At 61.3% G+C, this 14,985-nt stretch carries 7 protein-coding genes; all 7 read left to right on the top strand.

Annotated features, from left to right (window positions below; all coding sequences use genetic code 11):
* Positions 1-15: 15 nt before the first annotated feature.
* The 7 genes from ABC383_RS10495 (at position 16) to ABC383_RS10465 (ending at position 14,533) form a co-directional block, all read left to right on the top strand.
* The gene (locus ABC383_RS10495; RefSeq protein ID WP_413013760.1) at positions 16-1,698 is read left to right on the top strand and encodes a type I secretion system permease/ATPase; all 1,683 of its coding nucleotides are present in this window, start codon (positions 16-18) and stop codon (positions 1,696-1,698) included.
* Positions 1,699-1,700: 2 nt separating this feature from the next.
* Positions 1,701-3,050, top strand: coding sequence for an HlyD family type I secretion periplasmic adaptor subunit (locus tag ABC383_RS10490; RefSeq protein WP_413013759.1), 1,350 nt, complete (start codon positions 1,701-1,703; stop codon positions 3,048-3,050).
* A gap of 323 nt (positions 3,051-3,373) precedes the next feature.
* The gene (locus tag ABC383_RS10485; RefSeq protein WP_413013757.1) at positions 3,374-9,961 is read left to right on the top strand and encodes a peroxidase family protein; all 6,588 of its coding nucleotides are present in this window, start codon (positions 3,374-3,376) and stop codon (positions 9,959-9,961) included.
* 109 nt (positions 9,962-10,070) lie between these two features.
* On the top strand, positions 10,071-10,670 hold the full coding sequence (locus ABC383_RS10480; protein WP_413013755.1) for an SCO family protein: 600 nt from the start codon (positions 10,071-10,073) through the stop codon (positions 10,668-10,670).
* A gap of 8 nt (positions 10,671-10,678) precedes the next feature.
* Entirely contained in the window at positions 10,679-12,376 is a 1,698-nt protein-coding gene (locus tag ABC383_RS10475; protein ID WP_413013754.1) for a multicopper oxidase family protein, read from the top strand.
* 327 nt (positions 12,377-12,703) lie between these two features.
* Positions 12,704-13,501 carry an XDD4 family exosortase-dependent surface protein gene (locus ABC383_RS10470; RefSeq protein WP_413013752.1) on the top strand — a complete coding sequence of 266 codons (798 nt, stop codon included), beginning with the start codon at positions 12,704-12,706 and terminating at the stop codon, positions 13,499-13,501.
* Positions 13,502-13,603: 102 nt separating this feature from the next.
* The gene (locus ABC383_RS10465) at positions 13,604-14,533 is read left to right on the top strand and encodes an IS5 family transposase (RefSeq protein ID WP_413013750.1); all 930 of its coding nucleotides are present in this window, start codon (positions 13,604-13,606) and stop codon (positions 14,531-14,533) included.
* The last annotated feature ends 452 nt before the right edge of the window (positions 14,534-14,985 follow it).

Genomic DNA, 14,985 nt, shown 5'->3' with positions numbered 1-14,985 from the left:
TAAAAGGGGAGCAGGATGAAAAAGTTATGGGATGAATTGCGTCCGCTATTGTTATGCATTGCGGCGTTTTCACTGGTTATCAACCTTCTTTTTCTGATTCCTGCCATTTTTACGCTGCAGGTATTCGACCGGGTCATTCCCAGTAATAGCCATGAAACGCTACTGGTACTGATGGGGGGAACCGGCATTGCGCTCGGCATTCTGCTTCTGATGGATTACATTAGACATCGCCTGCAGAACACGCTGGGCAATCTGGTCGAGGAACGGTTGTCGCCACCCGTGCTGCAGACCATCGTCGCCGGGGCCGCCCGCTCGCTCCACGGCGGCCGCACTGACGGCTTGCGCGACGTCGCCGCGCTGCGCGCCGTGTTTGCCGGCAATGGCCTGACCGCCTTGTTCGATGCACCATGGGCGCCTATTTATATTGTGGTGATCTGGCTGTTCCATCCTGTGTTGGGGATCGGCGCCGCGTTTTGCGGACTGGCCATGCTGCTACTCGCCTGGCTCAATGACCGTATCAGCCGTGCAGAGATGGAAGGCCTGCAAAAGGAGTCGCGCCGGGTGGGTCATTATGTGGAAAGCTCGATGCGCAATGCCGAAGTGCTGCAGGCGCTCGGCATGACGGAAAATCTGCTGGCCCGCTGGCGGCACTTCCAGGCGGAAGTCACGCGTTCCCAGAGCAAGGCGAACGGCAAGGGCGCAAGCTTCAATGCGCTGACACGTTTCACGCGCCAGACGATACAGGTCGGGATGATGGGCCTCGGCGCCTATCTGGTGCTGACGCAGCAGGCATCCGCCGGCGTAATGATTGCAACTACGGTGCTGCTGGGTAAAGCAATCCAGCCGATCGAACAGCTGGTGGGCAACTGGCGCTTGCTGGTCGAGGCGCGCGCGGCCTATGCGCGGCTAGGCGAACTCTCGCGCGATTTTCCAAAGAATGATTCCCACCTGACCATGCCCGCTCCGCGCGGCGAGTTGGCGGTGGATGGCCTGTCGTTCCGGGCACCTGGAACGGAGCGCGTCATACTGGGCAATGTCGCATTCCGCCTTGCCGCCGGCGAAGCGCTTGCCATTATTGGGCCCAGCGCCGGCGGCAAGTCGACCCTGGCCCGCCTTCTGACCGGTATCTGGCGGCCCAACGCTGGCACGGTGCGCCTGGACGGTGCCGATGTCGCTTCCTGGCCGCGGGCCGAACTCGGTCCCTGGATCGGCTACGTGCCACAAGATGTCGAGCTGTTCGACGGCACCGTCGCCGACAACATCGCCCGCCTGGGCGAGCTCAGGTCGGATGCGGTCGTGGCAGCCGCCGTACGGGCCAACGTGCATGAGCTGATACTCGGCCTGCCCAATGGCTATGACACCCAAGTCGGCGAGCAGGGCGCCCGGCTCTCGCCGGGACAGCGGCAGCGCATCGCCCTGGCCCGGGCACTGTACGGCAATCCGAAGCTGATCATCCTCGATGAACCCAATTCCAACCTCGACGGTCTTGGAGAAATCGCGCTGGCCCAAGCATTGGCCGGGCTTAAGAGCGAGGGCATCACGTCCATCGTGGTCACGCATCGCCCGGCGCTGATTGCGCACGTCGACAAGATTCTTGTCCTCGAGACCGGCCGTGTGAAGCAGTTCGGTCCGTCCGCCGAAGTCATGAAGGCGATGCAGAGGCAAGCGCAGGTTTTTGTGAACGAAAAGGCGGCCTGACCATGAGCACCCTGTCCCCGACATCCCCGACTTCCCCAGTCGCGCCGACAGTTTCCTTCGGAAGCCAAGAACTGGCTACCCGACTGGCACGTGGCGGCTGGTGGATCATCCTTCTCGGCGTCGTGCCTATCGCCCTGTGGTCGACCTATGCGCCGCTGTCGATGGCCGTGGTCGCGCCTGCGTTCGTCAAGGTCGACTTGAACCGGCGCCCTGTCCAGCACCTGGAAGGCGGCATCGTGCGCGAAGTGCTGGTGCGGGACGGCCAGCATGTGAAGGCCGGTGAGCCGGTGCTGGTTCTGGGCGATGTCAGCGTCGATGCCGACCGTAACCGGCTGAGCTACCGGGTCAATGTCGAACGCGCCGGCATCGCGCGGCTGGAAGCGGAACAGGCGCGCGCCCGTGTGCTCGCCTTTCCCGGGGGAGTGACGGCAGCGGCGCAGGACGATGAACGCATAGGCGAGGCATTGAACAAGGAAAAGTCGCTGTTCCTGGCGCGCCGCCATTCGCTGGCCAGCGAAATCGTGCTGCTCAACTCGCAGCAGCAGCGGATTGCGCAAGAGACAGCCTCGCTGAAAACGCAGATCGCGCACATGGAGTCTTCACTCGCGCTGCAGGAAAAAGACCTGGAGGTGAATCGCGGCCTGCTCAGTTCCGGGTTTATTTCAGCCATGCGGATTGCGCAACTGGAGTCGACGGTCATCGACTATCAGGCCAGGCTGGAGGAGCGCCGGTCGGAACTGGCGCGCGCGGCTCAGCGCATGGGTGAGATCGACCTGAAAATCAAGGCAAGCGAAAACGCTTACGTGCAGACGGCCAGCGACCAGCTGAAGATCGCGATTTCGCGCCTGAGCGAAATCGAGCAGGAAGTGCGCAAGTCCGAAGATGCCGCTGCGCGCCAGGTGGTGGTGGCGCCCGCCAGCGGCAAAGTAATCGACTTGAAGTTCAGTTCCGCGGGTGCGGTGCTGCGGGCCGGCGACGCCATTGCCGAAATCGTGCCGGACGACGCTAGGCTGCTGGTCGAGGCGCGTATCCGTCCCGAGGAAATCGACCATGTCTTCTTGGAGCAAAAAGCCCGGGTGAAGATCACTTCCTTCAAATACCGCACCACCTCCATGTTGGCCGGAAAGGTGAGCTATGTATCGCCAGACCGCCTGGTCGATCGTTCGAACAACATGCCCTATTTCAGCGTGACAATCATGGTCGACGAGCTTGCGCTGCAAGCGGCCAGCGAACTCAAGCTGCAGGCCGGCATGCCTGCGGAGGTCTACATGGAGGGTGTCAAGCGCACCCCGCTGGAATACATGCTCGAGCCCATCACCGCGACGGTACGCAGGGCCGGCAAGCAGATGTAGCTGCAAAACGGGCCGGCTTGCCTGCCGGTTTTTCCATACCTCCCCGGCCTGCCGAGTCGGGCGGCCGACAGCATACGGTTTACAGCCGCACGCCTCTGCTTGTCCCTTGCCTCTCTTATCCCTTTCCGATACAAGCGAACGCCGCCTTGCCCTTACGGGCGGGCGCCGGCGTGCTTGCGCCGCGCAGGCACCTAGGTCAAGGCTGTACCGAAGTACAGGTGTACCAAGGTCCAATGGTGCTGCGCGACACCTTCATTTATTGTCGAATTGTAAAAATTGCAAACAATTGTTTCCATGGTGCGGCGTACACAGAGGAGATCCAAATGGCTTCGTTGAACTTGCATGACCTCAATTTTATCCTGCAGCAAATCCGCATTGCCGAGCAGCACGCGGCCGGTACGCCACTGAGCGAGCTCGTCGACAATCCGCTGCTGCCCTATGGCCTGCGCACGGTGGATGGCACGTTCAACAATCTCACGCCGGGACGCGAAACCTGGGGCGCCGCCGACCAGCCTTTTCCGAGCATGCTGGACCCGCATTACGGTAACGACCAGGACGGTGACAGCTTCGACCCGGACGGTCCGGGCCCCGCCGGCGGCGTCATCAACACCGACTATGCGCAGCCGGGCAACGTGGCCGATGCCGATCCGCGCATCATTTCCAACCTGATCGTGGACCAGACCGGGGGTAATCCGGCGGCAATCGCCGCAGCGCTGGCCTATTACGGTTCGGACGATCCGGTTGCCGATGCCGCCGCCATCACACAAGCCTACAACTCGGCAAAATCGGCCGGTACCGACGCTGCCAGGGAAGCGTATTACGACGTGCTGGAGAGCTTCGGCATCGAGCACCAGAACGGCTCGATGATCATTCCCAACGTCTCGCCCGACGAAGGGTTGTCGGCGCCCTACAATTCCTGGTTCACCCTGTTCGGCCAGTTCTTCGACCACGGCCTCGACCTGGTCGCCAAGGGCGGCAACGGCACCGTCTATGTGCCGCTGCAGCCGGATGACCCCCTGTATGTCGAGGGCAGCCATACGAATTTCATGGTGCTGACCCGCACCAGCGCCGATGCCGGCGGCGATGGCCTGTTCGGCACCGACGACGATGTCCGGGCGCCCAACCTGACGACCCCGTTCATCGATCAGAACCAGACCTATACCTCGCATGCCTCGCACCAGGTATTCTTGCGCGGCTATACGGAGAACGCCGCTGGCAAGCCGGTCGCCACCGGCGAACTCATGGATGGCGCCAGCGGCGGCTTGCCGACCTGGGCCGAGATCAAGCAGCAGGCGCGCGACCTGCTCGGCATCAACCTGACCGATGCGGACGTGGGCAATATCCCGCTGCTGCTGACCGATCAATACGGTCAGTTCGTGCGCGGCCCGAACGGCTATCCGCAAGTGGTGACAGGCGTGGCCGTGGTGAACGGCAAGCTTGTTCCGACCAACACGGTGGAAGGCAATCCGGACGCCCCAGTCAGCACGCAGAACGCCGTGCGGACCGGGCATGCCTTCCTGGATGACATTGCGCACAATGCAGCGCCCGTCTTCAACGCGACCGGCCAGTTGGCCGCCGATAGCGATAGCCTTACCGGCAACGACGTGGCCATGAACAGTCGTGGCCAGAACGTGGAATACGACAACGAGCTGCTGGACCGCCACTTCATCACCGGCGACGGCCGCGGCAACGAGAACATCGGCCTGACCGCCGTGCACCATGTCTTCCACTCGGAGCACAATCGGCAGGTCGAGGAGATCAAGGCCACGCTGCTGGCTTCGGGCGACAACGCCATCATCGACGAATGGCAGCTGCCGGACGGTTCCTGGGATGGCGAGCGTCTGTTCCAGGCGGCGCGCTTTGCCACCGAAATGCAGTACCAGCACCTCGTGTTCGAGGAGTTTGCGCGCAAGATCCAGCCCGACATCGATCTGTTCGTGTTCAATGCCTCGACCGACATCAACCCCGCCATCGTCAGCGAATTCGCCGATGTCGTCTATCGCTTCGGGCACTCGATGCTGACCGAAACCGTGGCCCTGATGAGTCCGACCAACCAGGCCGGCGAACAAGGCCTGATCAGCGCTTTCCTGAATCCGGTAGCGTTCTCGGACCTGGGTTCGGCCGATCAGGCTGCCGGCGCCATCGTGCGCGGCATGACGCGCCAGACCGGCAATGAAATCGACGAGTTTGTCACAGGGGCGCTGCGCAACAACCTGCTCGGCCTGCCGCTCGACCTGGCGACCATCAACCTGACCCGGGCGCGCGAAAACGGCGTGCCGACCTTCAACGAGGCCCGCGCCCAGTTCTTCGAGATGACCGGCGACACGCAGTTGAAGCCGTATGAAAGCTGGGTCGACCTGGCCCAGAACCTGAAGAACGTGGCTTCCATCGTCAACTTCATTGCAGCCTACGGCGAGCATGACACCATCAGGGCCGCGAGCACGCTTGCGGGCAAGCGCGCCGCTGCCGAGGCTCTGATTTTCGGTGACGACGACAACGTGGCGCTCGCCGATCGCCTCGACTTCCTCAACAGCACCGGCGCATGGGCCGACCGCGAAACCGGTCTGAACCTGGTCGACCTGTGGATAGGCGGCCTGGCGGAAAAACACATGCCGTTCGGTGGCATGCTGGGTTCCACCTTCAGCTTTGTGTTCGAACTGACCATGGAGAACCTGCAGAACGGCGACCGCTTCTATTACCTGTCGCGCACCCAGGGCCTGAATTTCCTCAATGAGCTGGAAGCCAATACTTTCGGCGAGCTCATCATGCGCAACACCGACCTCGGGTCGCCGGGCCAGGGCCATGTGCCGGGCGACATATTTTCGGTGCCCAACTACATCCTGGAAATGAACAAGCTGGTGCAGATCGGGAACGATCCGCAGCATGGCAACCCGCTGCAGCAGGCTCTTTCCCCGCTGGTGATTCGCAAGGACCTGGATAGCGACGGCGATTCCGATTATCTGCAGTACACTGGCAATGACCATGTTGTGCTGGGCGGCACCGAAGAAGACGACGTGCTGATCGCCGGCGGTGGCGACGACACCATCTGGGGCGACGGCGGCAACGACATCATCGAAGCCGGTTATGGCGTCGACCGCGTGCATGGCGGCGACGGCGACGACCGCATCACCAACTCTGGCACCGACATTGGCGAAACCGACTTCCTGCATGGCGATGCGGGCGATGACGTGATGCATGGCGGCAGCGGCCTGGCGCTGATCTTCGGCGGCGACGGCAGCGACTTTATCAGCACCGGCAAGGACGGCAAGGAAGCCTTCGGCGGCGAAGGCAATGACTTCATCCTCGGTGGCGAGGGCGCCGACTTCCTGCTCGGTAACGAGGGTGACGACTGGATCGAGGCCGGCAACGGTTTCGACACCACCGCCGGCGACAACTCCGAGCTGTTCTTCAACAGCACCGTGATCGGCCATGACGTGATGTTCGCCGGCCAGAACGAGCATGACTTCGACGCCGAGTCGGGCGATGACATCATGGTCCAGGGCGAGAGCGTAATGCGCAGCAACGGCATGGCCGGTTTCGACTGGGCCATCCACAAGGGCGGCCAGGTCGGGGCCAATTCCGACCTCGGCGTTCCCATCTTCGTCAACCAGCCGGATGTCATCCTGCGCAACCGTTTCGACCTGGTGGAGGGGTTGTCGGGCTGGAGCCATAACGATGTGCTGACCGGCCGCGAATTCGTCATTGGCCAGGCCGATGGAAACGGCGGCGCGGCGATCCCGGCCCCCGGCACGCCGCTGGCGTCCTACTCCAACGCGCTGTTCCAGTCGGGCGTCGACCGGATAGCCGGCTTCGACCGCCTGGTCGATCATATCGCTCGCAATACCGGCAATCCGGACGCGGTGGTGATGGAGACCAGCGACGCCACCGACATCCTGCTCGGCGGCGGCGGCAGCGACGTCATGTTTGGCAAGGCCGGCAACGACATCATCGACGGCGATGCCTGGCTGAATGTGCGCATCAGCGTGCGCGATGCCGCTGGCAACGAGGTACGGACGGTCGACAGCCTGACCGAAATCGAAGCCGAACTGCTCGCCGGGACCATCAAGACCAAAGACCTGCACATTGTGCGGGAAGTGCTGTTCGAGCCTTCGGCCAACGCGATCGACACGGCGCGTTTTTCGGATATTCGCGCCAACTACACCGTCACCCACAACCTGGCGCTCGATACCTGGACCGTGGCCCATACCGGCGGTGACGGCAGCGATGGCGTCGATACCTTGCGCAACATCGAACGGCTGCAATTTGCCGATCTGGTCCAGACCATCAATAACGCGCCTACGGGCTTGCTCGCCATCAGCGGCTCGGCGGGAATTGGCCGGACCCTGACGGCAAGCATCGGATCGGTCGCCGACGCTGACGGCATGCAGGGCGCTGCCCTGAGCTACCAGTGGCAGGTACTGCGCGGCACGACCTTCCTGAACATCGCCGGCGCTACCGGCGCTTCGTTCACCCCGGGCGCGGCACAGGCCGGCGCGCAACTGCGCGTGGTGGCCACGTACACCGATGCGCTCGGAACACGCGAGATGGCAGCGTCGGCCCCGACCGCGCAGGTGGGCATGAGCATCACCGGCACCGGCCTGGCCGATACCCTCGACGGCACCAGCGGGGATGACGTGATCAGCGGCCTGGCCGGCAACGACAGGCTCAACGGCCTGGCGGGCAACGACTACCTGGATGGTGGCCTCGGCGCGGACACCATGGTGGGGGGCACAGGAAACGACACATATGTCGTCGACAATAGCGGCGACACCGTGGTGGAAGGGCCGGGGGCTGGCACGGACGGCGTGGAAACCACGCTTGCGAGTTATACCCTGGGCGCCAACCTGGAGAACCTGGCTTACATCGGCAACGCCAACTTCAACGGAACCGGGAACGGGCTGGACAACCGCATCGACGGTGGCGCCGGCAGCGACACCCTCAACGGCGGCGCCGGCAATGACACCCTGAACGGCGGCGCAGGCGCTGACCAGATGGTCGGCGGCGCCGGCAACGATGCCTATGTCGTCGACAATGCCGGGGACACGGTCGTCGAAGGCGCGAACGGGGGCGCCGACACGGTGTCGACGACGCTGGCGTCCTACACGCTTGGAACCGACCTTGAAAACCTGGCCTACATCGGCATCGGCAGCGCCGCCTTTACCGGGACCGGCAACGCGCTGGACAACGTCATCACTAGTGGCGCGGGCAATGACACACTCAACGGCGGTGACGGCAATGACACCCTGGATGGCGGAGCCGGCGCCGACCGGATGGTGGGGGGCACGGGCAACGACACCTACGTCGTCGATCATGACGGAGATGTCGTCGTGGAGGTAGGCACCGGCGGCGCCGCCGACACGGTGCTGACTTCACTCGCCACCTACGTCCTGGCGAACACGATCGAGAACCTGAGCTACACCGGGACCGCCGACTTCAGCGGTAGCGGCAACAGCGCGGCCAACGCCATCACCGGCGGCATTGGCAACGACACTCTCGATGGCGGCGCGGGCGTCGACCTGCTGGTCGGCGGCGACGGCAACGACACGCTCCTGGGTGGCAGCCAGAATGACACGCTGCAGGGGGGTGACGGCAACGACATGCTGAACGGCGACCTCGGCGCCGATACGATGGCTGGCGGCAATGGCAATGATACCTATGTGGTCGACAATGCCAACGACAGTGTGGTCGAAGCCAGCGGCGAAGGCATCGACCTGGTCCAGACAGCGCTGGCGAGTTATACCCTGAGCGCTAATGTCGAAAACTTGCTTTACAACGGCACCGGCAACTTCACCGGCACCGGCAATACGCTGGACAACACCATTACCGGCCACGACGGCAATGACACGCTGGACGGCGACACTGGCAACGACACCATGGCAGGCGGTCGCGGCAACGACACCTATGTCGTCGACAGCGCGCTCGACACCATCGTCGAACTCGCGGAAGGCGGCAACGACACGGTGCGAACGAAGCTCAACACATATACCCTGCAGGCGGAGATCGAAAACCTGAGCTTCATCGGTCCGAACAACTTCATCGGCACCGGCAACGCGCTGGACAACAACATCAGCGGTGGCGCCGGCAACGATGTGCTCGACGGCGGGGCCGGCGCCGACATCATGACCGGCGGAACCGGCAGCGACCGTTACATCGTCGATCACATCAACGATGTGGTGATCGAGGCCAACGGCGCGATCGGCATCGACGTGGTGGAAACAGCGCTGGACGCCTATATGCTGGGATCAGGGGTGGAGCAAATGGTGTACACCGGCATCGGCAACTTTACCGGCACAGGCAGCAGCCAGGCCAACACTATCGTCGGCGGCAACGGCAACGACGTGCTGGATGGCGGGCTCGGCGTCGACCGGCTGGAAGGCGGCCAGGGCAATGACACCTACTACGTCAACGTCGCGACCGATGTCGTCGTGGAGAGCTTCAACGCCGGGACCGATACCGTCTTTGCCAGCTCGAATTACACCTTGGGTAACAACGTCGAGAACCTGAGCTATGCAGGGGCGGCGGGCGCCACGCTGACCGGCAACAGCCTGGCCAACGTGCTGACGGGCGGGGCGGGCGCCGACACCCTGCGCGGCCTGGAAGGTAACGACAGGCTGATGGGCCTCGGCGGAAACGACGTCCTGACCGGTGGCACGGGCAGCGATATCTTCGTGTTCAAGTTGGGCTTCGGCAATGACAGGATCACGGACTTCGATGAGCTGGCTCAGGGAGGGCAGGATCTGCTCGACATATCCGGTTTCGATGGAATCAACGCCGGCAACTTCGCCAGCCAGGTGACGATCGCGGGCGTGCCAAATACCGGAAACGTCATGGTGACCATCGGGTCGGACTCCATCACCCTGGTCGGCGTCAATAGCGGGCAGATCGACATGAGCGACTTCTTGCTGGCCTGAGAAGCCGGAAGTAAGGGAGCTGGCGTGTCGCGTCCGGGCAGTACGGCCCGGACGCGACACGCCAGCCATTTGCTCTGCGCATCACATCGTTGACGAAAAGGAGATGAACATGAACAGCAGACGAACCATGCTTGCGGCAGCCGGCGTGGGCGCAATGTCGCTGACCGGCTTGGCCGGGGCGGTGCGGACGACAGGTGCAGGAAATCGCGCCGGACCTCGTGCCGGCTACTTCCCGAATGCCCTGCTGCAGACCCATGACGGCAGGACAGTGCGCTTCTATGACGACCTGATCGCCGGAAAGGTGGTGGTGATCAACATGATGTACACCTATTGCAGCGTCAATTGTCCACCCGCCATGGCGAGCCTGCTCAAGGTGCAGGAAGCCCTCGGCGGTCGCCTCGGCCGCGACGTGCACATGTATTCGATGAGCCTGCAGCCCGAAATCGACACCCCCGAGGCCTTGCGTGCCTATGCGGCAAAACTGGGCGCGCGGCCGGGCTGGCGTTTCCTGACCGGGCGCCGCGGCGATATGGACGATATCCGGCGCAGCCTGGGGTTTTCCGATCCCGACCCGGCCGAGGACATCAGGCCGATGCGCCACACCGCGATGGTCCGTATCGGCGATGAAACGCTGGACCGCTGGCTGATGGTGCCGGTGATGAGTTCGACCCGGCAGATTGTCTCCAAAGTCACCAATTTTCTGAGCTGAGGACACCCATGGACAATCCTAATGTCCCCGATCCCGGGAAAAGAGCATTGCTGAAGTCTTCCGCCCTGGTCGCCGGGGCCAGCCTGCTGGCGCCAGCGACCTTGCAGAGCAAGACCATCAGGCCGCCGACGACGCAACCGTTCCTGGAAGCGCTGCCGGTGCGCATGGCCAAGCTGCCGCTGACTTACCTGAGCCCGGCGCCGACCGCGGCGCCCGGTCCGCGCGAGGCAGGCCGCGCCGCGCACCAGGGCTGGGACTACTGGCCGCCGCAACGGTTTTACGAGCTGCGGGCGAACGAATTCATTCACTCCTTTCATCCCCATCTGCCGCCCCAGAAAATCTGGGGCTTCGACGGCATGAGCCCCGGTCCCACCTTCGTCATGCGTCATGGCCAGCCGGCGCTGGTGAGGGTATTCAACGAACTGCCTCCCGACAGCGTCGGATTCGGTTCACCCGAGATTTCGACGCATATGCATAACGCCCATACGCCGTCGGAAAGCGATGGCTTTCCGGCCGACTATTTTAGCCCCTACAAGCATGGTCCGGGGCTCACGCGCGCGGGGGAGTACAAGGACCATCATTATGTGAACTGCCATTCGAACTATGCGGAATACGACTACAGCGATGGCGACCCGAATGAAGCGCTGGGCACCCTCTGGTATCACGATCATCGTCTCGATTTCACCGCCGCCAATGTGTACAAAGGCCTCGCTGGATTCAGCCTGATGTTCGACGAAATCGATTCCGGCAATGAGAACGATGCCAATCCCAAGGCCTTGCGGCTGCCGTCCGGCGTCGGCGAATACGATATTACGCTGATGTTCGAGCACAAACACTTCAATGCGAGCGGCTACCTGACGTTCAACCAGCTCGACCCGGAAGGCGACGAGTTCGGCAACAAGTATGTGGTCAATGGCAAGGTCCAGCCTTTCTTCCAAGTGGAGCGCCGCAAGTACCGTTTTCGCATGCTCAATGCGTCGATCCTGCGCTTTTTCGAGTTTTACCTGGTCAAGGGCGGGCAGGATCTGACGTTCGACTACATCGCCAACGACGGCAACCTGTTGCCCTCGCCGCTGAAGATGAATAAGGTGGCCATCGCACCGGCGGAGCGGGCCGACATCGTGGTCGATTTCTCCCAGTTTGCCATCGGCGACGAGTTGTTCATCGTTGACCGGATCAACCAGGATGACGGCCGCGGACCGAATTCGATACGCGATTTTCCCGGCACCCAGGTTCTCCGTTTCAATGTCGTGCGCGACACGCCGGTTGGCCGGCCTGATTTGAGCCGCGTGCCCGAGGTTTTGCGCCCGCTGACCCAACCCGACCTGAAAAAGGTCAGGCGCAAGCGGAATTTCAAGTTCGAGCGCGAGGACGGCGTATGGGTCATTAACGACAGGCTGTTCGATGAAAACAAGGCGACGGTGACGTTAAAGCTGGGCGAACCCGAAATCTGGACGCTGGAAGGCAAGGGCAGTTGGCATCACCCGATCCATATTCACCTGGAAGAAGGGCGGATACTGTCGCGCAACGGCAAGCCGCCACCGCCGCACGAGCGCGGCCGCAAGGATGTCTTCGTCCTCAACCCCGGCGAGAAAGTGGAGGTGTATTTGCGCTTTACCGATTTCCCCGGCAAATACGTGATGCACTGCCATAATCTCATCCACGAAGATCATCACATGATGCTGCGCTTCGATGTCGTAGCCTGAGCGGCGAGCTTTAGTCGTTCCATTCGAGCCCGCCCAGGCAATTGCCCGGGCCGGGCCTTTCTTGTGACTTTGATGTTGCTCTTCTGCATCAAGACTTCTGCATTCGGCCTAGTCGGCACCTTCTACCCGGCCACGGGCGACGCGTTGCCCGTTTTCTGTATGTCGGGAAATCTTACAATTCTGCAACGTCATTTTTTGTAACGGTTAAAACCTATTGTTTTTCAAGCAATTTTCATGACTGGCATGTTTTTCGCATAAGAAACGTTGCGGCCCGGAATAGTTTGACCGTCCACTGATTCTGAATCAATTCCGGACTCGGACTTTCGATTGATTGCATTGCTATTCAAGGAGTTTGCGTTGAAAAAATTCTTCCTCAGCAGTTTTATCGCCATTGCATCCACGGCATCGCTGCCCGCCGCAGCGGACATCATTACCTACGCCGGGTCGACAGAAATAAGCCGGGTCGTGTTCAGCGCCTCCGCCACCTTCGAGATAGATGGCGACACGTTGATGATTACCCTGCGCAATACCTCGCCCTCGACCAACTCTCCCGATGTTCCAGGTCGTACGCTGACCGGCTTGTTCTGGGGATTTATCGGTAATAAGGGCGACACCCTTTTGCCGGTGTCGGTGATGCTTGCTCCGGGTTCATCGATCATAGGTGCGTGCAATGCGGCCGACTGTTTCGGTGTAACGGACGTCGGCGGTGAATTCGGCTATCGCGAAGCGCAATTGCAAGGTGGAGCGGATCGCTTCGTCTCGAGTGCCAGCTACCAGATAGCTGGTTTTATCGGGAACTTCAATGGTGCCAACCTCAACGCTCAGAAGGGACTTGGCGGAATCGACTTCGGCATCGTATCGCCGGCGGATGGCTATGCACCCAATACGAATCTGAGCGCCGCGCCGGTCGTCATGGGGGGAGTGAAACTGACGTTTTCCGGTGCGAGCGGCCTGAGCCTCGACGACATCGCCAATGTCAGCTTCCAGCCGGGAACCCGCTTGCAACAAAACTACGTGCCTGCATCGGTCGTGCCGGAGCCGGCATCCATTGCGCTCCTCGGCCTTGGATTGGCAGGCCTGGCCGCAGCGCGCCGAAGCCGTCGGCGCAGTGCTGCAGCGAACTGAGTCTTTCTCCAATTGGAAGTGGGGCAGAAGCAGTCCCGGAGGGCTTTGTTGCGCAAATCGGGCAGCCAAGCGCATTGGCAGCAGCTCGGGTAGGCTGGGTGCATGAAACCCGCTCCTCGGAAGTACCAAACGACGAACTGGAAAGCCTATAACGCGGCATTAAAGGCGCGTGGCTCTCTGCTGATCTGGCTCGATCCCACTATGAACTGGCACGGCCAGGCAAACGGTAAGCGTGGACGAAGTCCAACCTTTAGTGACGAAGCCATTCAGTTCTGTCTGAATATCAAATGCCTGTTCAGCTTGCCGCTACGCCAGGCCATGGGCATGACGCAAAGCTTGCTGCAATTGGCACGCCTCGACTGGCCCGTCCCCGACTACAGCACGGTAAGCCGACGGCAAAAAACATTGCGCGTTGCCATCGAAGTCATGCCTACCACGACCGGCCTGCACCTGCTGGTCGATAGCACCGGCATCAAGATGCTGGGCGAAGGCGAATGGAAGATCAGGAAGCATGGCGCCGATTACCGCCGCCAATGGCGCAAGGTCCATCTCGGCATTGATGCTTCCACACTCGAGATTCGCGCGATGGAAGTGACCGACAACAGTATCGGCGATGCGCCTATGCTGCCCAACCTATTGGGTCAGATTCCTCCAGAAGAGCTGCTCGCCAGCGTCAGTGGTGATGGCGCTTACGATACGAAGGGCTGCCATGAAGCCATCGCACGACGTCAGGCCGATGCCATCATCCCGATCCGGAAAAATGCCAAGCCATGGAAGATGAATCGCATTGGTGCCACGGCACGAAATGAGATTCTACGAGCGACACGCCGACTGGGGCGAACGATCTGGAAGAAATGGAGTGGCTATCACCGACCAAGTTTGGTCGAGACGAAGATGCGCTGCTTCAAGCTACTTGGCGAACGCATCATGGCCCGTGACTTTGATCGGCAAGTCGCTGAATTACAGGTCCGTGCCGCTGTGCTGAATCGCTTTACGCGCCTTGGCACGCCGCTTACGGTCGCTATGCCATAAATCCATCTACAGCAAGGTTAAATCGCCCCTTACTTTATTTCTGCAACAGAGCCCAACGGTAATGTCAGTGCAAACAAGCTGGTTGAATGCAAAGAAGGCGGTAAGAAGCTGTTTATTGCAAAGTCCGCGACTTCTCTTGGCTTCTCGTCCGTACGTTGGACCCATAGTCATTGATAAAGAAATGGGTTTTCGAGCCCGCTAGGGCGCTAGGGCGCTGATAAGGATATTTCAGCGCACCTAAGCTTGGGAAGAAGCCAGCATTCCTTGGTATCGGCGGCTTATTTTCAGTGCAAACAAGCTGATTAAATTCAAAATAGGCGGTAAAAGGCCATTTAGTGCAAATTCGGCGGCCTATTTGCCATGGTGAGGTGCCTCTCAGAGATGGTTTTCAGGGACAAAGGCTGCTCCCAGGTTCTCACAACGACAAAAGCGCCACCTGCGCCTGAATGCCC

Source organism: Noviherbaspirillum phoenicis (assembly GCF_047237965.1).
GTDB lineage: Bacteria > Pseudomonadota > Gammaproteobacteria > Burkholderiales > Burkholderiaceae_D > Noviherbaspirillum_A.
This window is presented reverse-complemented; position numbering and strand designations above follow the sequence as displayed.

What these genes read in the sequence shown, in the direction of transcription:
- ABC383_RS10495 (WP_413013760.1), top strand. Translation starts at nt 16, where the DNA reads ATGAAAAAGTTATGGGATGAATTGCGTCCGCTATTGTTATGCATTGCG.
- ABC383_RS10465 (WP_413013750.1), top strand. Translation starts at nt 13,604, where the DNA reads ATGAAACCCGCTCCTCGGAAGTACCAAACGACGAACTGGAAAGCCTAT.
- ABC383_RS10475 (WP_413013754.1), top strand. Translation starts at nt 10,679, where the DNA reads ATGGACAATCCTAATGTCCCCGATCCCGGGAAAAGAGCATTGCTGAAG.
- ABC383_RS10485 (WP_413013757.1), top strand. Translation starts at nt 3,374, where the DNA reads ATGGCTTCGTTGAACTTGCATGACCTCAATTTTATCCTGCAGCAAATC.
- ABC383_RS10480 (WP_413013755.1), top strand. Translation starts at nt 10,071, where the DNA reads ATGAACAGCAGACGAACCATGCTTGCGGCAGCCGGCGTGGGCGCAATG.
- ABC383_RS10490 (WP_413013759.1), top strand. Translation starts at nt 1,701, where the DNA reads ATGAGCACCCTGTCCCCGACATCCCCGACTTCCCCAGTCGCGCCGACA.